The sequence below is a fragment of the Rhizobium sp. UBA1881 genome, assembly GCF_002338015.1.
Lineage (GTDB): Bacteria > Pseudomonadota > Alphaproteobacteria > Rhizobiales > Rhizobiaceae > Rhizobium.
On record NZ_DDHH01000078.1, the window covers coordinates 1 to 21664 of the forward strand.

Here is a 21664-nt window from a genome sequence, read left to right on the forward strand (position 1 = left end):
TCAAGGATGGCTCCACGAGAATTTTTTCCTGCCCGGCTTCGATACCACCAAGATCCACGCCAAAGCCGCCGTCGATTTTGCCCTGGGCGATCAAGCCACACGGAAGTCGGTCGCCTAGTCGCAACAATTTAGTTGACTCAGTCAATCAATTAAAGGACACGGTCTCTCAACAGGAGACCTGATCCATGTCCGATTCCGCCCTCATCGACGCCGCACGCGACTTCAACCGCTTCTACACCAACTTCCTGGGGGTCCTCAGCAAGGCCTATCTCGACACCCCGTTCACGCTGACCGACGCGCGCGTCCTCTTCGAAGTGGGCTCGCAGGAGCGGGTGAGCGCGGTCGCGTTGGTCCGCGACCTGCACCTCGACCCCGCCTATCTCAGCCGTATCCTGAAGCGCTTCAAGGCCGAAGGCTTGATGGACACTACGCCTGATCCCGACGATCGGCGCAGCCAGCTCATCTCTGTCACCGACCAGGGACATCAGCAATTCCAGGAGCTCGTCAACCGCTCCAACGCCCAGATCGCCGGACGCTTCGACAAACTGGCATCAGGCGAACCGCAGAACGTCGTCGCAGCCATGAAGACCATCCGGTCCCTGCTCGATCCCGAAGCCACGCTGCCGCCCTTGGTCATCCGCCCTCACCGCGCAGGTGACCTCGGCTGGATCGTCGAAAGCCAGGCGAAGTTCTACAGCGAGGAATACGGCTGGGACATGCGCTTCGAGGGGCTCGTTGCCGAAGTCGCGGGACGCTTCCTCACCAATTTCGATCCGGCCATGGAATACGCCTGGATCGCCGAGCGCGGCGGTGTCAACATCGGCTCCATCCTGATCACCAACGGCGGCGACGGCGTCGCCAAGCTGCGGCTCCTCTACATCGACAAATCGGCGCGCGGGCTCGGCCTTGGAAAGACCTTGGTCGACGAATGCGTCCGCTTCGCGCGCGCCAGGGGATACCGGCAGATTTCGCTCTGGACCAACGATGTCCTGTCTACGGCGCGTTCGATCTATATGAAAGCCGGCTTCCAGCTCGTCTCCGAGGAGAAGCACCGCATGTTCGGCCCCGAGCTCAACGGGCAGACCTGGGTTCTCGATCTCTAAATTGTGAAACCGCAAGTTTCGGCTTGATTTGGAAACGATCATTTCCTAATCAGTCGATCCATGACGACACACGCACTCATCGACACCAGCCGAGCGCGCGGACGCCCGCGTGAATTCGATATGGACGCAGCGCTTGGCAAGGCGCTCGACGTCTTCTCAGAGCGCGGCTATCACGCCGCCTCGATCAGCGAACTGACCGAGGCGATGCAGCTGACCTCGGGCAGCGTCTACAAGGCGTTCAAGGACAAGCGCGGCATATTTCTGGCCGCCTTCGACCGCTACAGGCGCATTCGCCTCGCCCTGCTCGACGCCCGCCTGCAAGACGCCGCCACCGGCCGCGACAAGGTTCGCGAACTTCTGGTGTCCTACGCATCATCTTCGCATGGTGTGTCCGGCACGCGAGGATGCCTCGTGGTCGGCAGCGCCAACGAGCTCGCGATCTTCGACGACGAAGCCGCGCAGCGAGTTTCGGATGCCTTCGATGCCAATGAAGCGCACCTTGTCGAACTCATCCGCCTCGGCCAGAGCGACGGCTCCATTTCAGCCACGCTCGATGTCGAAGCCACCGCGCGCACCCTGCTTTGCCTGACCGCCGGTATGCGCATCGTCGGCAAGACAGGCCGGACTGCGCCCGATATGGACGCCGTCGCCCGCGAGGCAATGAAGCTTCTGACCTGATCGTTTTCCCACGAGCGCGCAAAACCGCGCTCGCAACCACCTTTACTATCCGTTTGCCCCACCGGAGCCCAGCATGAGCCTTTCGTCCACCACACCTGAGACCGTTGCCGCGCCAACGATCTCGCCTTTGATGACATTCCTTTTCGCCGCCGCCTGCGGGCTCGTGGCCGCCAATCTCTATTACGGCCAGCCGCTCGCCGGCCCGATCAGCGCCTCGCTCGGCTTCAGCCCCGGGGCCACCGGCCTGATCGTCACGCTGACGCAGATCGGCTACGGCCTCGGCCTGCTTTTGATCGTCCCGCTGGGCGACCTTATGGAAAACCGCAAGCTGGTGCTGACCCTGGTCGTCGCCTCGGCCGTGGCGCTGATCGGCGCCGCGCTGTCGACGACGCCGACGATGTTCTTGACCGCCTCGCTCTGTATCGGCATGGGCTCGGTCGCCGTTCAGGTGCTCGTGCCCTTCGCCGCCAACATGGCGCCCGATGCCTCGCGCGGCCGCGTCGTCGGCAATGTCATGAGCGGCCTGCTCTGCGGCATTATGCTCGCCCGCCCGGTCGCAAGCTTCCTCGCCGAGGCCACCTCCTGGCACGACGTCTACTACGTCTCGGCCGTCGTCATGATCCTGCTCGCCGCCATCCTGCGCGTTCAGCTGCCGGTCCGCACCCCGCACACTCGGCTGAGTTACGGCGCGCTGCTCGCCTCCATGGCGCATCTCGCCTTGCATTCCCGCGTCCTGCAGCGCCGCGCGCTTTATCAGGCCGGCATGTTCGGCGCCTTCAGCCTGTTCTGGACGACGACGCCGCTCCTGCTCGCCAGCCCCGCCTTCGGCCTGACGCAGAACGGCATCGCTCTTTTCGCGCTCGCCGGTGCAGCCGGCGCCATCGCCTCACCGATCGCCGGCCGCCTCGCCGACCGCGGCCTCACCAAGATCGCCTCGACCATCGCCATGCTCTGCGGCATCACCGCCTTCCTCATCAGCCACTTCGCGACCGACGGTTCCGCACTCGCGCTGACCCTGCTGACGGCGGCCGCGATCATTCTCGATTTCGGGGTAACGACCAATCTGGTGGTCGGCCAAAGGGCGATCTACGCGATCAGCCCGGAGCACCGCAGCCGCCTCAACGGCCTGTTCATGGCAACCTTCTTCGCCGGCGGTGCGCTCGGCTCTGCCATCGGCGGCTGGGCATTCGCCACTGGCGGCTGGACGCTCGCCGCCTGGATCGGCCTCTGCTTCCCCAGCCTCGCCTTCGTGCTCTTCCTGACCGAGGGACGGCGCAAGCGCTAACGGGCATCAGTGAAGGCGTGACGCTTCATTCCGCGCCACAAGGCACGAAAGCGTCACGCACCCGAAGCGTCAAACTTGAGCCGGGCGGAGCGAACGGCCTCATGGTTGTTCTCCGCCCAGTTCAACAGCAGTGCCAGCGTCTGGTAGAGCGAGTTTCCGAGATCCGTCATCCGGTACTCGACGCTCGGCGGCTTGGTCGGAAACACCTCGCGCTCGATATAGCCGTCGCGCTGCAGGTCGCGCAGCGTCTGCGTCAGCATGCGCTGCGAAATATCGGGGATCATCCGGCGAAGTTCGCCGAAGCGATAAGGCCGTTGCGAAAGTGCCTCCAGCATCAGCGTCGACCACTTGCCGCCGATCTGCTGCATCATGTCCCGCACCGGGCAATTGTTGAAATCGAGCTTGGAGAGATCGACCTCGTGGCGCACGCGCGGCGCGGCCTTGCTCTTCAGGTTGACGACGGTGCCGGCCATTCTGCTGGTTCCCTTTTGGTAACTTACGGCGCAAAAACTGCCTCCTTTACAGCTGCCGGTCAATCCCTATTTTAGCCCTAGTCTCTTTTCGAGACCAGCAATCGAACCTAGAGGTTTACAGACATGAGCGAAACGATCCTCATCACCGGTGCCGCCGGACAGCTTGGCCAGCGCGTCATCCATCACCTGCTCGAGACCTACAAGGTTCCCGCGGCCAACCTGATCGCCGCCAGCCGCGATAACTCCAAGCTGGCTGACCTTGCCGCCAAGGGCGTCCAGACCCGCAAGGCCGATTTCGACGACGCCGCCTCGCTGGAAGCCGCCTTCAAGGGCGCCGACCGCGTGCTCATCATCAGCACCGACGCGCTCGCCGTTCCCGGCCAGCGCCTGAAGCAGCACACGACGGCTGTCGCCGCCGCCGTCAAGGCCGGCGTCAAGCACATCGCCTACACCTCGATGCCATCGCCCGACAAGTCGCTCGTCACCTTCGCGCCCGATCACCTCGGCACCGAAAACGCCGTCAAGGCAAGCGGCCTGCCTTACACGATCATCCGCAACGCCTGGTATCTCGACAATTACATGCATTCCATGCCGCACAATCTGCAGGGCGGCAGCTGGTACACGGCATCGGCCGACGGCAAGGTTCCGAACATCTCGCGTGACGATTGCGCCCTTGCAGCTGCCGCGGCCCTCGCATCAGGCACCAAGGACAGCGCCACCTACACGCTGACGGGCGCACAGTCGCTTTCCGCTGACGAAATCGCCGCCGCCATCTCGCAAGCCGTCGGCAAGCCGCTCGCCGCCGTGAAGGTGACCGACGACCAGCTGCGCCAGGGCCTGCTCGGCGCCGGTCTTCCTGATTTTGTCGCTGACATGCTGGTCTCGGCCGACGCCAATGTCCGCGCCGGCAATTTCGATCACGTGACCGAGGACTTCACCAAACTGACCGGCAAGCAGCCGCAGTCGCTGAAGGACTACTTCGTGGCCAACAAGGCAGCGCTCGTCGCCTGACAGCGCTCTCCCTGAAGCCACAACCCGCTCCGCACCACCGGAGCGGGTTTTTGTTTGTCTGGCTAGGCTTAGATCTTCTGGCCGCAGGCGCGGCAGAAGCGGCGCACCGTCTCCGCCATGCCAAACTCCAGCGCATCCGCCGTCAGCCCGTGGCCGATCGAGACTTCCGCAAGCTTGGGGATGCGCTTGACCAGCGGTGGCAGGTTGGCGACGGTCAGATCATGCCCGGCATTGACGCCGAGCCCGATCGCCAGCGCCGCATCGGCCGTCTTGCCGAGCGCCTCGAGGATCGGCCCCACCCGCTCCGGCGCGTCGTAACAGCCGCCGTATGGGCCGGTGTAGAGTTCGATCCGATCAGCGCCGACCGCCTTCGCGATCGCCACCGCCTCCTCTTCCCCGTCCCCATCGGCAAACAGCGATACGCGGGTGCCCATCTTCTTCAGCCGCGCGATCACGTCCGTCAGCAATGCGCGATCCTTGCGGAAGTCCCAGCCGTGATCGGAGGTCGCCTGCGAGGGATGATCCGGCACCAGCGTCACCTGCTCGGGCGCGGCCTTGGCACAGAGTTCGAGGAACTCGTCCGTCGGATAGCCCTCGATATTGAACTCCGCTTCCGGAAACTCGTCGTCGATCAGGTTGCGGATCACAGGGAGATCGGAAAATCGGATGTGCCGCTCATCGGGGCGCGGATGAACCGTCAGCCCGCTCGCGCCCGATTTGAGCGCGATGCGCCCCAGCGCCTCGACGCTTGGCCAGGGCAGGTCGCGGCGATTGCGCAGCATGGCGATGGCGTTGAGATTGACGGAAAGCGTGGTGGGCATGGCGAGTTTCCATTCAATGAAAGAAGCTGCCCCGCTTTTAAGCCAAGGACGCCGTTGCGGCCAACGAGATTCGTGCATGGTTGCATGTGAATTTCTGATTGATGGCTCGCCGCCGCCACATCGCCGCAAGCAAAGTAACGCCGATGGCAAGACGCATCAGAAGAACGATTAAGCATCCGGGACAGAAACGCCCCGCACGATTCGTTCAGAAGTTGCAGTGCAGCCGTATGTACATTCGACTATTATTTACAAGTGACTATTTTTAAGGATAACAAATCAGTCGTTTAACGCATAGTCTGATCGCAATGGATCACCAGATCGAGGATCCGTTGCTTTGCATGCCGACCGGGAATGCATCGTCAAAACCGCTCGACCGCGCCCGTATCCATGTCATGCGCGCACTTGATCATGCGTAGAACAGGAGGGCTCATGTCCGAACGACATAAGCAGGCTGCAAGACCAAACGCTCCGCCCCAGGCGCCTCCAGATTTCAGGTTCCTGCCGCGCGTTGCGCGCCCGACAAGCCTGCCCGGCGGCAAGGTCGCGATTGCCGACATGGCCAACGCCTTCGGCGTCACCCACCGAACCCTGCATTTCTACGAGGAAAAAGGGCTGATCGCTTCCAGCCGCATCGGGCTGATGCGCGTCTACGAGCATGCCGACATCAGGCGCATGGCCGTCATCAACGTCTGCCGTGAGGCGGGCATGCCGGTGGCCGTCATCCAGGAACTGATGGCCGATCTCTGCAGATCCACCTCGCAGCAGGATGCCGACGCGGTCTTCGCCGCAGCACTTGCTTCGCGAAAGCGCGAGCTGACGGCGGAGATGTCGACGCTGCACCGCCAGCTTCAGCAGGTGACCGAACTGCTCGAAAACACCGCCCCCGGCGACGAGCCGCCGCTCAACGACAACCAGCATGAGCGCACGCTGACCGAACAGGAATATCGCTGCCTCGTGCTGATGACCGAGGGACTATCGACCCAACGTATCGCCCGCACGCTCGATCTCAAGGAAGACGACGCGAAATCGATCGAGGCCGCGATTATCCGCAAGCTCGACACCAACAACCGCTTCCAGGCAATCGCCAAGGCGGTCCTGCTCGGCATCGTGCAGATCTGAAGCATGTCGCGCAAAACTGTGCAGCGGTTTTGCGGCACCGACATGCGACGCGCTAAAAAAAATCAGCGGACGATCGTCAGCGTTTCCGCCGCGCGCGTGATCGCCGTGTAGAGCCAGCGCTCCCTCGTATCGCGAAACGCCCAGCTTTCATCGAACAGGACGACATTGTTCCACTGTGAACCCTGCGCCTTGTGCACGGTCAGCGCATAGCCGAAATCGAACTCGTCGTAGCGCTTGCGGGTATTCCAGGGAATCTCTTCCTCGACATTTTCGAACACCTGCTTCAACAGCTTGATCTTCGCCGCCCCGCGGTCGATATCGTCATCCTCGGGACGGATCAGAAGGTTGATCCCCGGCTTCGTCGTCTCCTTCGACGACGTCATCACCTGCCAGAGCGAACCGTTGAGCAGCCCCTTGGCGGGATCGTTGCGCAGGCAGACCAGCTTGTCGCCCGTCTGCGGATAATCGGCGGTGAAACCCTTCAGCTCGCGTAGCCGCTGATTATAGCGCCGCCGCGTGCGGTTGGTGCCGACGAGCACCTGATCGGCATCGAGCACCAGCGACTGGTTGACCTCGTTCTTCGAGATCACCTGCGCCGCGCCGTAATCGCCGTACATGATCTCCTTGCCCTCGCGCACCTGCATGGCGAGCCCGATGATCGGGTTGTCGCGCGCCTGCCGGTGGATATCGGTCAGGAGGTAGTCCGGTTCCTGATTGGTGAAGAAGCCGCCACCGGAGACCGGCGGCAGCTGGCCGGGATCGCCGAGCACCAGGATCGGCGTGCCGAAGCTCATCAGGTCCTTGCCCAGCGCCTCATCCACCATCGAGCATTCGTCGACGATGATCAGCGCCGCCTTGGCGACGGGGCTTTGGCGGTTGATGGTGAACATCGGCGCGATCGAGGTCTTGCCGGTCTCTTCGTCCTCGACAGCCTCTTCGCCGCGCGGCCGATAGATCAGCGAATGCAGCGTGCGCGCATTGCTGGCGCCGCGCGTGCGCAACACCTGCGCCGCCTTGCCGGTGAACGCCGCAAACAGCACCTCGCCATCGACATGCTCGGCGAAATGCCGCGCAAGTGTGGTCTTTCCCGTACCGGCATAGCCGAACAGGCGAAAAATCGGGGCCTTGCCCTCCTTCAGCCATTTGGCAACGGCTTTCAGGGCTTCGTCTTGTTGCGGAGCAAATTGCATGATCCATCGACTTGGCAGGATTCGTCAGCGATAGGCAACCGCAAAATGCCGCGAGACGGCCGGCCTTCCCGCCCGATCGAAAAAATCGCCGACACCAGGGAATAAAATCGCCCCTCGCTTTGTCTCATGTCAGGCAACGCAAATCGCGTCCGCCCAACCCCGAGGAGACACCCGATGAAATCCGCGAAATTCTTGATCGCTCTCGCCGTCGCATCCGCAGCCGCCACCGCCGCCTTCGCCGCCCCACCCGTCAAGACGGTCGATTCGGCCAAGGGCAAGGTTCTCGCCGGCGAAAACGGCATGTCGCTCTACACCTTCAAGAAGGACACGAAGGACGTGTCCAATTGCTACGACGATTGCGCCAAGAACTGGCCGCCGCTGATGGCCGATGGCAATGCCAAGCCGGAAGGGGCATACTCGATCGTGGACCGCAAGGACGGCATGAAGCAATGGGCGAAGGATGGCATGCCGCTCTACTTCTGGGTCAAGGACAAGAAGATGGGCGATATCACCGGCGACGGTGTTAAGGATGTGTGGGATGTCGCAAAGCCATAAGCGCTGGGCAGGCTTGATCGCATGAAGCCACCCGCACCCGAAACATTCGAGGGCCAGATCCTGGCCCTCCTCCCGTCGCTCAGGCGCTATTCCCGAAGCCTGACGCGCTCCGACAGCGATGGCGAGGACCTGCTGCAGGATTGCGTCGAAAAGGTGCTCGCCCGCCGCGCGCAGTGGCGCGGGCTGAACCTGCGCGGCTGGGTGCTGACGATCATGACCAACCTCTACCGCAACCAGCGCCGCACCATCGTGCGCGGCAACACGGTCGATATAGACGGCGCGATCGACGTGGCCGCACCGGAAGCATCAACCGACCCGCTCGAGCGCTCCCGCCTGGAGGACGCGCTGAACGGCCTGTCGGAAGATCACCGAGCCGTGCTGATGCTCGTGGTCATCGAGGGTTACACCTACCAGGAAGTGGCAGACATGCTCGACATACCCTTGGGCACCGTCATGTCGCGCCTGTCGCGCGCTCGCCAGCAACTGGCCGAACACATGAAATCAGACAACGTCATTACGCTTCGGAGACCGAAATGAACGCCGCCGACCAACCCGTTACCGAAGCGGACCTCCACGCCTACACCGACGGCGTGCTCGCCGGTGCCGACCGCGAGCGCATCGAGGCATGGCTGCGCGACAATCCCGAGGATGCCGCACGAATAGCCGAATGGCAGGCGCAAAACGCCGGCATCAAGGCGATGTTCTCAGGCTACGAAAAAAGCAGACCCGGCGACGCCGACATGATCGGCAAACCACCGACAATCTCGCCCTGGTCGAAGCGCCTCGCCGCGGTCGCCGCAACCATCGCCGTCTTCGCTGCAGGCACGCTTGCCGGCCACTACGGCCCCGCTCTCTTCGAACATCCCCAACTGCAGCTGACCGCCCAGGAAACCTTCCCGAAGGAAGCCCAAAACGCCTTCCTGGTCTACGCCAGCGAAGTCCGGCACCCCGTCGAGGTCTTCGCCAACGAGGAGGCGCACCTCGCCACCTGGCTTGGCAAGCGCCTGGCGATCGCAAACCTCAAGGTGCCCGATCTCACGAGCCTGAACTACCATCTCGTCGGCGGCCGCCTGCTGCCTGTCGACGGCAAGCCGGGCGCGATGTTCATGTACGAGAACCAGACCGGCGAACGCCTCACCGTCCTTGTCGGCCGCAACACGGCGAACAAAACCACCAGCTTCCGCTTCGCCTCCGCCGATAGTGTCGAAACCTTCTATTGGATCGACGGCGAACTCGGCTACGCCGTCACCGGCGAGATTTCACGCGAGGAACTGAGAAAGGTCGCCGAGGAATGCTACCGCCAATTTCCGTCGTGATGTCACCACCAGGAGACGAAAACGTCAGCGCTGCGGATCATTGTCGAGCGTAATCGGCTTCCCATGCGGCGTCGCCTCCGCCGCCCGCTGCCAACTCTGCTGCAGGCCCATGATCGTCTCGGCGTCAGCAACACCGCGATCGACGAGGATCGACGACAACGCCGCCACCCAGCAATCGAAATAGTCGCTGCCATCCTCGGCGCGACCCGGCTTGCGCAGCTCGCCGGACAATGCCTCGGCCCACTCGGTCCAGGCAAACAACCCGCGCTCATGCAGATGCACGCTCATCGCAAACGCCTCCGCCGCCCATGGCTCCGGAAACACCGGCTCGCCATCGAGGGAGCGTGGCAGTTGCGGCGATTGAGCAAGCGGCGAGCGCGTGTCACACTGGCTCAAGATAGCTCTCCCAGGCATCGATCGACACCGTCAGCGACGGATCAGCCCCCTCGCCCCAGATCTCGCCACCATCGAACACGACGGTATAGACCCACTGCGGGTTCTCGCCCTTTCCATGAGCGTTATCGTCAGGAAACACGAAGGAGCCCTGAACCGCCTCGATGACGCCGACCTTGGCGCGGGCGTAGCGCGGCAGCCGCGTATGCGTCGTCGGGTTGAAATTCCTCGTCTTCACACGGTCGCCGACAGCAAACCGCGCCGGCTGATCGAGCGGACGATCGCAGGGGCCGCCCTTGGCGAGAACACCTGAAACCATATCAGCCTTTAGCACCCGCTTAGGCGCAGCCCCGTCGAACTGCCTGTGGCCGCTCGCGATCTCCTCGGCGCTGGTAAAACCGTGGCGCTCGAGCAGCACCTCCAGCGCCCGCGTCCAGATTTCGTAATAGCTGGCCGAGAGATAGCTGGCCGGCGGAATGCTTTCGCGCGCATGTCGGCTCTCGTCGATGTTCCAGGCGCCGAAGGCGCCGCAGGAGAGCGTCAGCCCCAGCGCCCGCTTCTCCCACTCCGCGTGGAAATAGGGCTCGTCCTTCTCCAGCGCGATCGCGCCGAAGCCCATCTGCCCGCCGAGATCGTGCGGCCCGTTCATGCCGCCGCTCCCGGCGCTGCGGCAAGACCGGCGCCGATCATCGCATCGCGGCTGACGAGATCGGCCAGCTGCTCCTCGCTAAAGCCTTCGGTCCCCTCGGGTCGTTGCGGGATGACGAGATAGCGAAGTTCCGCCGTCGAATCCCAGACGCGGATCTTCTGCTCTTCAGGCAGGCTCACGCCGAATTCGCTGAGCACCCCGCGCGGATCGATCACCGCCCGCGAGCGATAGGCTGGCGCCTTGTACCATGTGGGCGGCAGCCCCAGCACCGACCATGGATAGCAGGAGCAGAGCGTGCAGACGACGAGATTGTGCGTCTCATCGGTGTTGAACACCGCGCGCATGTGCTCACCCTGGCGTCCGGTGTAGCCGAGGCTGGCGATCGCGGCCGTCGCGTCGCGCTTCAGCCATTCGGCGAAATCGGGATCGCTCCACGCCTTGGCGACCACGCGCGCGCCGTTCCTGGGTCCAACCTTGGTCTGGTAGGTGTCGACGATCACGTCGATCGCCGCGGGATCGATCAGGCCCTTCTCCGTCAGCACCGTCTCCAGCGCCTTCACGCGGGCCTGCATGTCGGAATAATGGTTGTCGTGGTGATGATCATGATGATGGTCGTGATCATGGTGGTCGTCGTGTTCGTGGTCGTCGTGCAAGAGACTATCCTCCGCCAGTGTCCCGATATCCTTAGGCACTGGCGAAGCGGACGCCAAGCCCCGACCGACGCGATCAGCCTATTTCAACATCGGCCACAGGCTGAGCACCAGAAGCACCGCCATGGTGATATTGAACCACTTCAGCCGCACCGGATCCGACAGCCAGTCGCGCAACGCCGAGCCGAACCCGGCCCAGGTGGACACGCTCGGCACATTGACGGCGGCAAAGGCCAGCCCGACGATCATGACGCTGACGAAGTAGATATCCTGGATCGTATAGGTCGCCATCGCCGTCACCGCCATGACCCAGGCCTTTGGATTGACCCACTGGAACGTCGCCGCCGACAGGAAAGACATCGGCTTCACAGCGCCCTTCCCTTCGCTGAGAGACCGCGACGTCGCGATCTTCCAGGCGATCCACACCAGATAGGCACCGCCCGCAAACTTCAGCGCCGTATAGACCGCGGGCACCGTATGTAGCACCGCGCCAAGCCCGAACCCGACGCCGATCAGCAGCGAGAAGAACCCGGCTCCGATGCCGATCATGTGCGGGATCGTCCGGCGGAAACCGAAATTCACGCCCGAGGTGAACAGCATCATGTTGTTCGGGCCCGGCGTGATCGATGTGGTAAAGGCAAAGAGAAGCAGGGCCAGAAACGTGTCCAGCGGCATGGGGTAACCTCCATGGCCCGCGATCTGCGCCACGGGCCTTGTTAATTTAGGTCAGCATAATTGACCTAAATCGGAGTTTCCACCTGCCTATTGTCATGGTGACAGGATTGTCAGCCGGAAGCACTGGCCACTTCGAGGTCGAGCAGCCTGCCGACGTAGCTTCTGACCAGCGTGACGAAAGTTGCGGGCGTCGGCTCGATGAAGCGCAAGAGTCTTGCGGCCTTGTCGACCGACCGAATCTGGTCTGCCAACACCATCCCCCGCGTTTTCAACCCGTCTGGCAAGGAGATTTTGGTCATCCATGGCTGCATGTTGCTCGTGATCGGACAGACGATCACCCGGCGCGACCGCAAGTTCATCATGTCGACCGACAGGATGATGACAGGCCGAATTCCAGCTTGCTCGCTGCCGAGGATTGGATCGAGATTAGCCATATATAAAGCGCCGGCAAAAGGCGGTGCATCACTCATCGTCGTAGAAGCGCTCGGAACCGACATCACGACCCCAATCCACGGTTTCCGGCTCGTTCTCCCACCCCAGCCTGTCCATCTCCGCCACCATCTCCGCAAGTGAAGGCGCCAGCTGCTGCTTCGGCTTTTCCAGCGTCGCCTTGCCATCGCGAACGTCGAGGTTGACGACATCGCCAGCGCGCAGGTGCAGTTCGTCGGTGACCGCCTTGGGCAGGCGGATCGCGATGCTGTTACCCCACTTGGAAATCGTCACCTTGGTCATATCTAGCCCTTGATATCCAATGTATATCACTTGCCGGAGACACCAGCAACACGAGGCCCACCATGCAAGACGATCCGATCCCAACGCTGACCATGCGCGACGGCACCGAGGTGCCGGTGCTCGGCCAGGGCACCTGGAACATGGGGGAAAAGGCTTCCGAGGCCAAGCGCGAGATCGAAAGCCTACGCGCCGGCCTCGACCTCGGCATGACGCTGATCGACACCGCCGAGATGTATTCAGAAGGCGGTGCCGAGAAGATCGTCGGCGAAGCGATCCTTGGCCGCCGCGACGAGGTCTATCTGGTCAGCAAGGTCTATCCCTGGAATGCCAGCCGCAAGGGCACGATCGAGGCCTGCGAAAACAGCCTGTCGCGCATGGGCACCGATCGTATCGATCTCTACCTCCTGCACTGGCGCGGCAATCATCCGCTGGCCGAAACCGTCGAGGCTTTCGAGACCTTGAAGGCTCAAGGCAAGATCGGCCAATGGGGCGTCTCCAATTTCGATACCGACGACATGGAGGAACTGCTCAGCGTTCCCGCAGGCAAAAATGTCGCGGCCAACCAGGTGCTCTACAATCTCGGCCGTCGCGGCATTGAGTTCGATCTCCTGCCCTTGTGCCAGGAGCGCAACATTCCCGTCATGGCCTATTCGCCGATCGAGCAGGGCCGCATCATCCACCACCCCGAGATCATCCGCATCGCCAAGGCCAACCAGGCGACGCCGGCGCAGCTCGCCCTGGCCTTCCTGCTAGAGCGCGAAGGCGTCATCGCCATCCCCAAGACCTCGAATGCCGCCCGGGTCGCAGAAAACCGCGCCGCCGTCTCGCTTGAGCTGAGCGACGAGGACCTCGCCGCCCTCGACGCCGCCTTCCCGCCACCATCCAGAAAAAAGCCGCTGGAGATGCTCTGACCTCCAGCGGCTTTCAGTTCAACGAACTTTGATGTCGGGCGTTACATGCCCTGCGGACCACGGTTCATCGCCGCGATCCCGGTGCGGCAGACCTCGATCAGGCCGAGCGGCTTCACGATCGCCACGAACTGGTCGATCTTCGAGGACTTGCCGGTCAGCTCGAGAATGAAGTGCTCGACGGTCGCATCGACGACCTTGGCGTGGAAGGCATCCGCCAGGCGCAGCGTCTCGGCGCGCGTCTCGCCATCGCCAGCAACCTTGATCAGCGCCACTTCACGCTCGATCGGACGCTCCTGCCCAAGTTCGCGGGCACGCACCGTCAGATCGACAACGCGATGCACGGGAATGATGCGCTCGAGCTGCGCCTTGATCTGCTCCAGCACCTGCGGCGTCCCACGCGTCACGATCGTGATACGCGACAGATGCGCTTGGTGCTCGGTCTCCGACACCGTCAGGCTCTCGATGTTGTAGCCACGGCCGGAAAACAGGCCGATGACGCGGGCAAGAACGCCCGGCTCGTTGTCGACGAGAACCGAAAGCGTATGGTTCTCGATGGCCGCCGTTTCCGGCGAGATGAAGTAGGCGGAGCCCGTCGGCTGTAGGTGTGCGTTCATGTCTTGGTCCGTTTCCTCAGATTATGTCAGGACGCCAGCTCGACGCTGACGGAATTCATGTGTTTTTGAGCAAGCTTGACGAGGTTGCGATCGAAGGTGATGAAGATTTCCGCAGGCGAAAGCGCGGAAATGTGGAAAGCGTCGGCAAAATCGATGCCGTTTGAAAATGCTTCCAGCGTCCGAATGACCCTTTCCCGCTCGGCAAAGATGAAGTTTTCGGAAAGAAGCATCGCCTGGAACAGTGCGATGATCCTTGGACGGCCGAAGCTGTAGCGGCTACGCAGCACCCACTCCGTCTCCAGAAGAACGGTCGACAACACCACAAGTCGATATCTGGCGATGATATCGGATGCAGTTGCCCACTGCTCGTCATCGTCCTGGGCAAAGAGTCGGACGAGGATGTTGGTATCAACCGTCCTTGTCGTCTTCATCCGCGTCCTCACCCGCCCATTGTCGCTCCAGCCGTTCCCAGTCCTCGATTGCGGCCTGATTGATCGCCTCGTGCATCATCTCATCCGTAATAGGTGGACCTTCGTATTTCGGAAAGCTTCGAACAAACGCCAGAAACTCTTCTGCGCTAAGCTTGTGGTCCTCATCTGCTGGATAAACCGGCGCTACCAGTTCCAGAAATATCCTCTGGCCGTCATCAATGACCTCGAATTCGGCACCGGCCTTGAAGCCATGCGCATCTCGCATCGCCTTCGGCAGCTCTACAGTACCGGCATCCGACATCTTCACTCTGGCCATGGCACCTGCTCCTCAAGGAAGGGACGCGCTCAATCTACCGCGTCCCCTCGCTACGATCAAACGAGCGCGCGGCCCTTGGCGTCGATGGCGTTGGCGACGGCCTCGTCGGTGGCTTCATCAGGCAGCAGCATCTCGTTGTGTGCCTTGCCCGACGGGATCATCGGGAAGCAGTTGGCGAGATTGGCGACGCGGCAATCGAAGATCACAGGCTTCTTGACGTCGATCATCTCCTGGATGGTCGCGTCGAGATCAGCAGGCTTTTCGCAGCGCAGGCCGACGGCGCCATAAGCTTCCGCCAGCTTGACGAAATCGGGCATCGCCTCGGTGTAGGAGTTCGACAGGCGGTTGCCGTGCAACAGCTGCTGCCACTGGCGCACCATGCCCATGTACTGGTTGTTCATGATGAAGATCTTGATCGGCGCTTCATACTGGATAGCGGCCGACATTTCCTGGATGCACATCTGGATCGACGCATCGCCGGCAATGTCTATAACGAGGCTCTCCGGATGCGCGATCTGCACGCCGAGGGCTGCCGGCAGGCCGTAGCCCATCGTTCCCAGGCCACCCGAGGTCATCCAGCGGTTCGGCTTCTCGAAGCCATAGAACTGCGCCGCCCACATCTGATGCTGACCGACTTCGGTCGTGATGAAGGTATCGCGATCCTTGGTCAGCGCATAGAGGCGCTCCAGCGCGTATTGCGGCATGATCACATCATTGCTGTGCGTGTAGGCAAACGAATTGCGCGCGCGCCAGCGGGTGATATCGGCCCACCAATCGGCGATCTGGCTCTTCTCCGGCTTCTTCGGCAGGGCACGCCACAGGCGAACCATGTCTTCCAGGATATTGCCGACGTCGCCGCGGATGGGAACATCGACGCGCACGTTCTTGTTGATCGACGACGGGTCGATATCGATGTGGATCTTCTTCGAGTTCGGCGAGAACGCGTTGAGACGGCCGGTGATGCGGTCGTCGAAGCGGGCGCCGATGCAGACCATGACGTCGCAATCATGCATCGCCATGTTCGCCTCGTAGGAGCCGTGCATGCCAAGCATCTTCAGCCAGTTCTTGCCGGATGCCGGATAGGCGCCGAGACCCATCAGCGTCGAGGTGATCGGGAAATCGGTGAGCTCGACCAGCTCGCGCAGCAGCTTGGAAGCCTCGGGCCCGGAGTTGATGACGCCGCCGCCGGAATAGATGATCGGACGACGCGCCTTAGACATCAGCTCGATAGCAGCCTGGATCTGATTGAGATCGCCCTGAACCTTCGGCTGGTAGCTCTTCTGGATCGCGTGGGCGGCCGGCGGCGTGTAGGTGCCGGTGGCGAACTGGACGTCCTTCGGAATATCGACCAGAACGGGACCCGGACGGCCCGACTGCGCGATGCGGAAGGCCTCATGAATGATCGCCGCCAGATCGTTGACGTCCTTGACCAGCCAGTTGTGCTTGGTGCAGGGGCGCGTGATGCCGACGGTATCGGCTTCCTGGAACGCGTCGGAGCCGATCAGCGAAGTCGGAACTTGGCCGGAGAGGCAGACGAGCGGGATCGAATCCATCAGCGCGTCCTGCAGCGGGGTGACCGCATTGGTGGCGCCTGGACCTGACGTGACGAGCATGACGCCGACCTTGCCGGTGGAGCGGGCATAGCCTTCGGCCGCGTGGCCGGCGCCCTGCTCGTGGCGAACGAGGATGTGCTTGATGTCGTCCTGCTGGAAGATCTCGTCATAGATCGGAAGCACGGCGCCGCCGGGATAGCCGAACAGGTGTTCGACACCATTGTCCTTGAGCGCGCGGATAACGATTTCCGCGCCTGTCATCCGATTTTCGTCCGTCTGATTGTCCGTGCCCGTCATGTTTTTGTTCCATTTTGACTGCTGGGATTTGAAGGTCTTGGCGGCGAGCCTGAATTTCAGGCATAAAAAAAGGCCCCTTGGGGAGCCTGTTGTCTAGCGCATGGGTGGCTATCGCCGGATGGTTACACCATCCTGCCCATGCGCTGTCCCACCACAATAAGAATTGCTGCTATCTTCATGGCCGGAAGTGATAGACAGAAAATTTCGCAGCGTCAACGCTTAAAGCAATAAAAAGCCGAGCATGCGTTGTCGGTAATAAACATGGCCGCAGAAGCCCTTGCGGCAAAGGGTTTATTAAACGTTCCCTTTTATCCTGCCCTGCAATCTCAGGGAGTAGCCCTTTGCAGAACAACGACTTGCAGACGTCAGGCAGCGCAGGCGAGCATGACCGCCGCGATGTACTAGCGCCGGGAAACCGTTTCCTCGGCCGCGTTGTCGCGTGCAGCGGGTCTCGCGCCACCATCGCAGCGGTCGCCGAAGCAGGCGGCACAGACCTCACCGAACTCTGGTCAGTCGGCCGCCTGATCTCGATCACCGTCGGCCGCAACCGCGTCGTGGCGCTCGTCTATTCCATGAACACGGGCACGCATGCCTGGGGCGAAGGCGAGGACAACTATTTCAAGATCGAGACCGAGCTGCTTGGAGAAGTCCGCGTCGACGAGGACGGCACGGAGCAATTCTCGACCGGCATCTCGCGCTACCCCTATCTCGGCGCCGTCGCGCACCGCATCCGCTCCGCCGACCTGATGCGCATCTATGACGCAGGAACGGGAACCACCGCCGTCATCGGCAAGCTGACGCAGGACGACAGCATCGATGCGTCGATCCACGTCCCCTCCATGCTCTCGAAACACTTCGCCATCGTCGGCTCCACCGGCGTCGGCAAGTCGACTGCCGTGTCGCTGCTGCTTCACAAGGCGATCGAGGCCGACCCGAAGCTGCGCGTCCTGATCCTCGACCCGCACAACGAATTCGCCGCCGCCTTCCCCAAGCACTCCGTCGTCGTCGATACAGATACGCTCGACCTGCCCTTCTGGCTGATGCGCCTGGAAGAATTCGCCGAAGTGGTCTTCCGCGGCCGGACACCGGTGCCGGAAGAACTCGACATGCTCCGCGACATCCTGCCGGAAGCCAAGCGCGCCTTCCGCGGCAGCGACAATTCGCTGGTTCGCCGCACCACCGAAAAAAGCTCGATCACCGCCGACACCCCGGTCCCCTACCGCATGGCTGATCTCCTGGCGCTGATCGACGAGCGCATCGGTCGCCTGGAAGGTCGTGGTGAAAAGCCGTTCCTGCGGTCGCTGAAGATGCGCATCATCGCCGCGATCAACGACCCGCGCTACCACTTCATGTTCTCCAACAACACGATCTCAGATACGATCATGGAGACGGTGGCCGAGATCTTCCGCGTGCCCGGCGACAACAAGCCGATCTGCACCTTCCAGCTCTCCGGCATCCCCTCCGAGGTCGTGAATTCCGTGGCCTCGGTGCTGTGCCGCATGGCGTTCGAAATCGCGCTGTGGAGCGATGGCGCCATCCATATGCTCGTCGTCTGCGAAGAAGCGCACCGCTACATTCCGTCGGACCCCACGCTCGGCTTCTTCCCGACGCGCCAGGCGATCGCCCGCATCGCCAAGGAAGGCCGCAAATACGGCGTCTCGCTCGGCATCATCACGCAGCGCCCGGGCGAACTCGACCAGACCATCCTGTCGCAGTGCTCGACGCTCTTTGCCATGCGCCTTGCCAACGACCGCGACCAGGAAATCATCCGCTCCGCCATCCCGAATTCCTCGATCTCGACGACAAGCTTCATCTCGTCGATCGGCAACGGCGAAGCCATCGCCTTCGGTGAGGCGATCAGCGTGCCGATGCGCATGCGCTTCTCCCGCGTCAGCGAGGACCTGCTGCCGAAGGCTAATGGCGCCACGCCGAAGTTCACCGAGGAAGATCCCGATAACGTCGACCTGCGCAAGATCGTCACCCGCATGCGCGCGGTGAGCGGCCCCGACATCTCCGCCTTCCAGCAAAGCGTCAAGAACGCCGGCCTCGACCTCGGGGAAGAAGAGGACGCGGACTACGACAAGGTCTTCGCGGCCGACGTCTATCCGCCGATCATCCCGGCGCCGATCCCGATCACCCCGCCGCTCGCCCCGATCGAACCCTACCGCCGCGACATGCTGCCGTCAGCCCCGATCTCCCGCGAACCGGCAGCACCGCCGAGATCGTCACGCGAATCCTTCGGCGTCGCCGCCGACACCTCGATCGACAGCCGCCTGGAAGCGCTGAGACGCGAAATGCGCGGCGAACAAAATCCGGCCCCGCGTCCCGCCGACCCACAAGCGCAGCCGACAAGCATTCGTCGCGAACCAGGCGTGTCACTGCGCGAGAGCATCCTGAAGAAGCCGCTGAGCAGCCTTTACGACAAGGATTAAGGTCTTACGCGTTGCCCGATTTGGCTGCAGCGGCAAGCACGCTGAGATGCCGCTCGACCAGCGTCAGAAAGGCAATCGTTCCGCAGACCAGCGATGCCGCAACGATCCCGCCGATCGCACCGAACAGCGCACCGATAACGAACATTCCCGGCCCGCCCTGAGCCGCGGCCGCCGCACCGGCGGAAATTGTCGAGCCGGCAAGAATGATGACCGCGAGAATCGCATTGATCGACGCAAGCGCCTTGAAGAGAAAGTTGTTCATGAGGTCCCCAGCTTGATCCTCATGACTGCTTAGATAGCAACCCTGGCGCGAGACTTGCGCTCATTCCATCAAGGTGCAAGCCGCTCCCAGCTCTCGTCCATCTGGTTGCGAAACCACGTCATCTGCCGCTTGGCATATTGCCGCGTCGCAGCCGCTCCCTTTTCGAGCACATCCTCGCGTGACATCGCGCCGTCGAGCATCGCTGCGATCTGCGAAACGCCGATGGCCTTCATCACGGGCATCTCGGGCGCCGGCGACAGCGCCAGGAGCGCCCTCACCTCGTCCGCCGCGCCCTCAGCCAGCATGAGCCCGAAACGCCGGTTGATGCGGTCGTGCAGCACGGCGCGCTCCGGCAGCACCACGATCTTCTGCGCCCTGTCCGGATCGACCACAACAGGGCCGGACTGCCCCTGCAGCTTGGCAATCGACCGTCCCGTCGCCTCCAGCACCTCAAGCGCCCGAACGATCCGCTGACCATCCTGCGGATTGAGCGCCGCCGCCACATCGCCGTCGCGCGCCGCAAGCTCCGCATGAAGCACCGCGCCACCTTCCTCGATCAGCCGCGCCCGTAGCCGCGTGCGGACTTCCTCGGGGATCGAAGGCATGTCGGAGAGGCCACCAGTCAGCGCCTTGAAATACAACCCCGTCCCGCCGACGAAAACAGGCAGACGACCGTCCGCCCGCAGTTGCGGCAGAAGTGCCGTCACATCGCGCAGCCAGGCGCCGGTCGAATAGGCGGTCGCGGCAGACACGTGGCCGTAGAGATAATGCGGCACGCCCTGCATATCCTCGTCCGAGGGACGCGCCGTCAGCACTCGCAGCGTGTCATAGACCTGCATACTGTCGGCATTGATCACCACACCATCGTGACGTTTAGCAAGTTCGACGGCCAGCGCGGACTTGCCGCTGGCCGTCGGCCCGGTTATCAGGATCGCGTCCATTGCGTTCAGAAGGTTTTCCATCATGGCTCTCGTTGCCACGCTTGTTGCCAATCCGTCAAATCCTGTTCTGACAGCCGCCATCGCCGAGAAGGCCGCGGACGCCGCCAAGGCATCCGGTCTCTACTGGCTGGCCGACGGAGTAGCCTGCGATATCGCGCTGCGCGACGGCACCGACGCGACGGCGGCCCACGCCGCGATAACGGCAGTGATCGGCAGCACCCCGATCGATCTCGTCATCCAGGATCAGGACACGCGCCGCAAGAAGCTTTTGATCGCCGACATGGATTCGACCATGATCGGCCAGGAATGCATCGACGAACTGGCCGCCGAAGTCGGCCTCAAGGACAAGGTGGCCGCGATCACCGCCCGCGCCATGAACGGCGAAATCGCTTTCGAACCCGCTTTGCGCGAACGCGTGGCGCTCTTGAAGGGCCTGCCGATCTCGGTTGTCGACGAAGTGATCGCCAAGCGCATCACGCTGACGCCTGGCGGCATGGAACTGATCGCGACGATGAAGGCGAAGGGCTATTACACGGCCCTCGTCTCCGGCGGCTTCACCGTCTTCACCAGCCGCATCGCCGCCACCCTCGGCTTCGACGAAAATCGCGCCAACATCCTGCTTGAGGAAAACGGCCACCTCACCGGCTTCGTCGCCGAACCGATCCTCGGCAAGCAGGCGAAGGTCGATGCGCTCGAGGATATCTCGAAGGAACTCGGCATCTCCCCTGAAGAGGCGATGGCCGTCGGCGACGGCGCCAACGATCTCGGCATGCTGCACCTCGCCGGCGCCGGCGTCGCCCTCCACGCCAAACCCGCCGTCGCCGCCGAAGCGAAAATCCAGATCAACCACGCCGACCTCAGTGCCCTCCTCTACATCCAGGGCTACCGCAAGACGGATTTCGTGACGGCGTGAAGACTACCAAGGTCCACGGCCCGGTCAACCAAGCGGTCGCGGGTTGTGGCGCCGAAGTGCTTTGTTGTAAGATAAGATCTATTGCGGAAAAGATGTCCGCTCTGTTCGCGCCGTGAAGGCGAAACCTTATGACATCGAACACCACAAGCAACCGATCGCTCACTGAATTGCAGCAGGCGGAACTCGACGCATTGGACGCGCTTGCCGACACGTCAATCGATACCCGAGACATTCCCGAGATCACCGACGAGCGTTGGGCGCTGGCCCGAAGAGGCAAGCATTATCGCTTTGCCCAGCGATCCGCGGCTACCAGACCGAAATAGCAACGCCTTGCGCCGCTACAT

Annotated in this window: 27 protein-coding genes; 12 read left to right on the top strand and 15 right to left on the bottom strand. The window is 62.4% G+C overall.

The genetic code is table 11. The annotated features are described in order from the left end of the window. Positions 1–185: 185 nt before the first annotated feature. The 3 genes from B3605_RS08805 (at position 186) to B3605_RS08815 (ending at position 3066) form a co-directional block, all read left to right on the top strand. A complete protein-coding gene (locus tag B3605_RS08805; protein WP_112941769.1) occupies positions 186–1103 on the top strand; it encodes a bifunctional helix-turn-helix transcriptional regulator/GNAT family N-acetyltransferase in 918 nt (305 codons plus the stop codon). A 60-nt stretch (positions 1104–1163) separates the two neighbouring features. After that, positions 1164–1781 (top strand): TetR/AcrR family transcriptional regulator, encoded by a 618-nt coding sequence (locus B3605_RS08810; RefSeq protein ID WP_112941770.1) that lies wholly within the window; start codon positions 1164–1166, stop codon positions 1779–1781. A 73-nt stretch (positions 1782–1854) separates the two neighbouring features. Then, positions 1855–3066, top strand: coding sequence for an MFS transporter (locus tag B3605_RS08815; protein WP_112973086.1), 1212 nt, complete (start codon positions 1855–1857; stop codon positions 3064–3066). A gap of 53 nt (positions 3067–3119) precedes the next feature. On the opposite strand, the gene B3605_RS08820 is transcribed toward B3605_RS08815, so the two are convergent. Continuing rightward, a complete protein-coding gene (locus B3605_RS08820; RefSeq protein WP_112941772.1) occupies positions 3120–3539 on the bottom strand; it encodes a winged helix-turn-helix transcriptional regulator in 420 nt (139 codons plus the stop codon). A gap of 123 nt (positions 3540–3662) precedes the next feature. Here B3605_RS08820 and B3605_RS08825 point away from each other — a divergent pair, with 123 nt between their 5' ends. Then, positions 3663–4550 carry an SDR family oxidoreductase gene (locus B3605_RS08825; RefSeq protein WP_112941773.1) on the top strand — a complete coding sequence of 296 codons (888 nt, stop codon included), beginning with the start codon at positions 3663–3665 and terminating at the stop codon, positions 4548–4550. 68 nt (positions 4551–4618) lie between these two features. Here B3605_RS08825 and B3605_RS08830 read toward each other — a convergent pair whose 3' ends face one another. Beyond that, positions 4619–5371: a pyridoxine 5'-phosphate synthase gene (locus B3605_RS08830; protein WP_112941774.1), complete on the bottom strand. Its 753-nt coding sequence runs from the start codon at positions 5369–5371 to the stop codon at positions 4619–4621. A 429-nt stretch (positions 5372–5800) separates the two neighbouring features. Between B3605_RS08830 and B3605_RS08835 the strand changes: the two genes are divergently transcribed. Beyond that, positions 5801–6490 carry a MerR family transcriptional regulator gene (locus B3605_RS08835; protein ID WP_112941775.1) on the top strand — a complete coding sequence of 230 codons (690 nt, stop codon included), beginning with the start codon at positions 5801–5803 and terminating at the stop codon, positions 6488–6490. Positions 6491–6552: 62 nt separating this feature from the next. Here B3605_RS08835 and B3605_RS08840 read toward each other — a convergent pair whose 3' ends face one another. Further along, positions 6553–7680: an ATP-dependent DNA helicase gene (locus B3605_RS08840; RefSeq protein WP_112941776.1), complete on the bottom strand. Its 1128-nt coding sequence runs from the start codon at positions 7678–7680 to the stop codon at positions 6553–6555. Between the two features lie 174 nt (positions 7681–7854). Between B3605_RS08840 and B3605_RS08845 the strand changes: the two genes are divergently transcribed. From B3605_RS08845 to B3605_RS08855, 3 genes are read left to right on the top strand one after another with little or no spacing between them, the layout of a single operon-like run. Beyond that, entirely contained in the window at positions 7855–8235 is a 381-nt protein-coding gene (locus B3605_RS08845; RefSeq protein ID WP_047505596.1) for a lipoprotein, read from the top strand. A 21-nt stretch (positions 8236–8256) separates the two neighbouring features. Next, entirely contained in the window at positions 8257–8772 is a 516-nt protein-coding gene (locus tag B3605_RS08850; RefSeq protein ID WP_112941777.1) for an RNA polymerase sigma factor, read from the top strand. Next, positions 8769–9551, top strand: a complete 783-nt coding sequence (locus B3605_RS08855) for an anti-sigma factor family protein (RefSeq protein ID WP_112941778.1) — start codon at positions 8769–8771, stop codon at positions 9549–9551. The genes B3605_RS08850 and B3605_RS08855 overlap by 4 nt, the downstream gene beginning before the upstream one ends. A 24-nt stretch (positions 9552–9575) precedes the next feature. On the opposite strand, the gene B3605_RS08860 is transcribed toward B3605_RS08855, so the two are convergent. The 6 genes from B3605_RS08860 to B3605_RS08885 form a co-directional block, all read right to left on the bottom strand. Continuing rightward, on the bottom strand, positions 9576–9947 hold the full coding sequence (locus B3605_RS08860; RefSeq protein ID WP_112941779.1) for a nitrile hydratase accessory protein: 372 nt from the start codon (positions 9945–9947) through the stop codon (positions 9576–9578). Then, positions 9934–10593 (bottom strand): nitrile hydratase subunit beta, encoded by a 660-nt coding sequence (gene nthB / locus B3605_RS08865; protein ID WP_112941780.1) that lies wholly within the window; start codon positions 10591–10593, stop codon positions 9934–9936. The genes B3605_RS08860 and nthB overlap by 14 nt, the downstream gene beginning before the upstream one ends. Continuing rightward, entirely contained in the window at positions 10590–11246 is a 657-nt protein-coding gene (gene nthA, locus B3605_RS08870; RefSeq protein ID WP_183794363.1) for a nitrile hydratase subunit alpha, read from the bottom strand. Before nthA ends, nthB begins: the two co-directional genes overlap by 4 nt. Positions 11247–11324: 78 nt before the next feature. Continuing rightward, complete coding sequence (locus B3605_RS08875) at positions 11325–11918, bottom strand: LysE family translocator (protein WP_112941781.1); 594 nt, start codon at positions 11916–11918, stop codon at positions 11325–11327. Positions 11919–12028: 110 nt separating this feature from the next. Further along, a complete protein-coding gene (locus B3605_RS08880) occupies positions 12029–12352 on the bottom strand; it encodes a type II toxin-antitoxin system PemK/MazF family toxin (protein ID WP_296433541.1) in 324 nt (107 codons plus the stop codon). A gap of 28 nt (positions 12353–12380) precedes the next feature. After that, positions 12381–12650 (bottom strand): AbrB/MazE/SpoVT family DNA-binding domain-containing protein, encoded by a 270-nt coding sequence (locus tag B3605_RS08885; protein WP_112821814.1) that lies wholly within the window; start codon positions 12648–12650, stop codon positions 12381–12383. A gap of 62 nt (positions 12651–12712) precedes the next feature. Here B3605_RS08885 and B3605_RS08890 point away from each other — a divergent pair, with 62 nt between their 5' ends. Then, positions 12713–13561: an aldo/keto reductase gene (locus tag B3605_RS08890; RefSeq protein WP_112941783.1), complete on the top strand. Its 849-nt coding sequence runs from the start codon at positions 12713–12715 to the stop codon at positions 13559–13561. 41 nt (positions 13562–13602) lie between these two features. On the opposite strand, the gene ilvN is transcribed toward B3605_RS08890, so the two are convergent. The 4 genes from ilvN to B3605_RS08910 are packed head-to-tail and all read right to left on the bottom strand — an operon-like array spanning position 13603 to position 16772. Beyond that, complete coding sequence (gene ilvN, locus B3605_RS08895) at positions 13603–14175, bottom strand: acetolactate synthase small subunit (protein WP_018900306.1); 573 nt, start codon at positions 14173–14175, stop codon at positions 13603–13605. 26 nt (positions 14176–14201) lie between these two features. After that, the gene (locus B3605_RS08900) at positions 14202–14606 is read right to left on the bottom strand and encodes a type II toxin-antitoxin system VapC family toxin (protein ID WP_112941784.1); all 405 of its coding nucleotides are present in this window, start codon (positions 14604–14606) and stop codon (positions 14202–14204) included. Further along, positions 14584–14922, bottom strand: coding sequence for an AbrB/MazE/SpoVT family DNA-binding domain-containing protein (locus B3605_RS08905; RefSeq protein ID WP_112941785.1), 339 nt, complete (start codon positions 14920–14922; stop codon positions 14584–14586). The genes B3605_RS08900 and B3605_RS08905 overlap by 23 nt, the downstream gene beginning before the upstream one ends. A gap of 56 nt (positions 14923–14978) precedes the next feature. Next, a complete protein-coding gene (locus B3605_RS08910) occupies positions 14979–16772 on the bottom strand; it encodes an acetolactate synthase 3 large subunit (protein ID WP_112941786.1) in 1794 nt (597 codons plus the stop codon). 341 nt (positions 16773–17113) lie between these two features. Between B3605_RS08910 and B3605_RS08915 the strand changes: the two genes are divergently transcribed. Next, complete coding sequence (locus B3605_RS08915; protein ID WP_112941787.1) at positions 17114–19204, top strand: ATP-binding protein; 2091 nt, start codon at positions 17114–17116, stop codon at positions 19202–19204. A 4-nt stretch (positions 19205–19208) separates the two neighbouring features. Here B3605_RS08915 and B3605_RS08920 read toward each other — a convergent pair whose 3' ends face one another. After that, positions 19209–19466, bottom strand: coding sequence for a hypothetical protein (locus tag B3605_RS08920; RefSeq protein ID WP_112941788.1), 258 nt, complete (start codon positions 19464–19466; stop codon positions 19209–19211). A 68-nt stretch (positions 19467–19534) separates the two neighbouring features. Beyond that, entirely contained in the window at positions 19535–20431 is an 897-nt protein-coding gene (gene miaA, locus B3605_RS08925; RefSeq protein WP_112941789.1) for a tRNA (adenosine(37)-N6)-dimethylallyltransferase MiaA, read from the bottom strand. Here miaA and serB point away from each other — a divergent pair. Together serB and B3605_RS08935 are read left to right on the top strand one after the other, a co-directional pair. Then, positions 20430–21320: a phosphoserine phosphatase SerB gene (gene serB, locus B3605_RS08930; RefSeq protein ID WP_112941790.1), complete on the top strand. Its 891-nt coding sequence runs from the start codon at positions 20430–20432 to the stop codon at positions 21318–21320. The genes miaA and serB overlap by 2 nt on opposite strands. A gap of 128 nt (positions 21321–21448) precedes the next feature. Beyond that, a complete protein-coding gene (locus B3605_RS08935; protein ID WP_296433545.1) occupies positions 21449–21643 on the top strand; it encodes a hypothetical protein in 195 nt (64 codons plus the stop codon). Positions 21644–21664: the final 21 nt, after the last annotated feature.

Coding starts and splice junctions, on each gene's coding strand:
- B3605_RS08840 (WP_112941776.1), bottom strand. CDS start 7,680: ATGCAATTTGCTCCGCAACAAGACGAAGCCCTGAAAGCCGTTGCCAAA.
- B3605_RS08810 (WP_112941770.1), top strand. CDS start 1,164: ATGACGACACACGCACTCATCGACACCAGCCGAGCGCGCGGACGCCCG.
- serB (WP_112941790.1), top strand. CDS start 20,430: ATGGCTCTCGTTGCCACGCTTGTTGCCAATCCGTCAAATCCTGTTCTG.
- B3605_RS08815 (WP_112973086.1), top strand. CDS start 1,855: ATGAGCCTTTCGTCCACCACACCTGAGACCGTTGCCGCGCCAACGATC.
- B3605_RS08830 (WP_112941774.1), bottom strand. CDS start 5,371: ATGCCCACCACGCTTTCCGTCAATCTCAACGCCATCGCCATGCTGCGC.
- B3605_RS08825 (WP_112941773.1), top strand. CDS start 3,663: ATGAGCGAAACGATCCTCATCACCGGTGCCGCCGGACAGCTTGGCCAG.
- B3605_RS08905 (WP_112941785.1), bottom strand. CDS start 14,922: ATGGCCAGAGTGAAGATGTCGGATGCCGGTACTGTAGAGCTGCCGAAG.
- B3605_RS08850 (WP_112941777.1), top strand. CDS start 8,257: ATGAAGCCACCCGCACCCGAAACATTCGAGGGCCAGATCCTGGCCCTC.
- nthB (WP_112941780.1), bottom strand. CDS start 10,593: ATGAACGGGCCGCACGATCTCGGCGGGCAGATGGGCTTCGGCGCGATC.
- B3605_RS08845 (WP_047505596.1), top strand. CDS start 7,855: ATGAAATCCGCGAAATTCTTGATCGCTCTCGCCGTCGCATCCGCAGCC.
- B3605_RS08910 (WP_112941786.1), bottom strand. CDS start 16,772: ATGACGGGCACGGACAATCAGACGGACGAAAATCGGATGACAGGCGCG.
- B3605_RS08885 (WP_112821814.1), bottom strand. CDS start 12,650: ATGACCAAGGTGACGATTTCCAAGTGGGGTAACAGCATCGCGATCCGC.
- B3605_RS08855 (WP_112941778.1), top strand. CDS start 8,769: ATGAACGCCGCCGACCAACCCGTTACCGAAGCGGACCTCCACGCCTAC.
- miaA (WP_112941789.1), bottom strand. CDS start 20,431: ATGATGGAAAACCTTCTGAACGCAATGGACGCGATCCTGATAACCGGG.
- B3605_RS08900 (WP_112941784.1), bottom strand. CDS start 14,606: ATGAAGACGACAAGGACGGTTGATACCAACATCCTCGTCCGACTCTTT.
- B3605_RS08875 (WP_112941781.1), bottom strand. CDS start 11,918: ATGCCGCTGGACACGTTTCTGGCCCTGCTTCTCTTTGCCTTTACCACA.
- ilvN (WP_018900306.1), bottom strand. CDS start 14,175: ATGAACGCACACCTACAGCCGACGGGCTCCGCCTACTTCATCTCGCCG.
- B3605_RS08820 (WP_112941772.1), bottom strand. CDS start 3,539: ATGGCCGGCACCGTCGTCAACCTGAAGAGCAAGGCCGCGCCGCGCGTG.
- B3605_RS08890 (WP_112941783.1), top strand. CDS start 12,713: ATGCAAGACGATCCGATCCCAACGCTGACCATGCGCGACGGCACCGAG.
- B3605_RS08880 (WP_296433541.1), bottom strand. CDS start 12,352: ATGGCTAATCTCGATCCAATCCTCGGCAGCGAGCAAGCTGGAATTCGG.
- B3605_RS08920 (WP_112941788.1), bottom strand. CDS start 19,466: ATGAACAACTTTCTCTTCAAGGCGCTTGCGTCGATCAATGCGATTCTC.
- B3605_RS08835 (WP_112941775.1), top strand. CDS start 5,801: ATGTCCGAACGACATAAGCAGGCTGCAAGACCAAACGCTCCGCCCCAG.
- B3605_RS08805 (WP_112941769.1), top strand. CDS start 186: ATGTCCGATTCCGCCCTCATCGACGCCGCACGCGACTTCAACCGCTTC.
- B3605_RS08935 (WP_296433545.1), top strand. CDS start 21,449: ATGACATCGAACACCACAAGCAACCGATCGCTCACTGAATTGCAGCAG.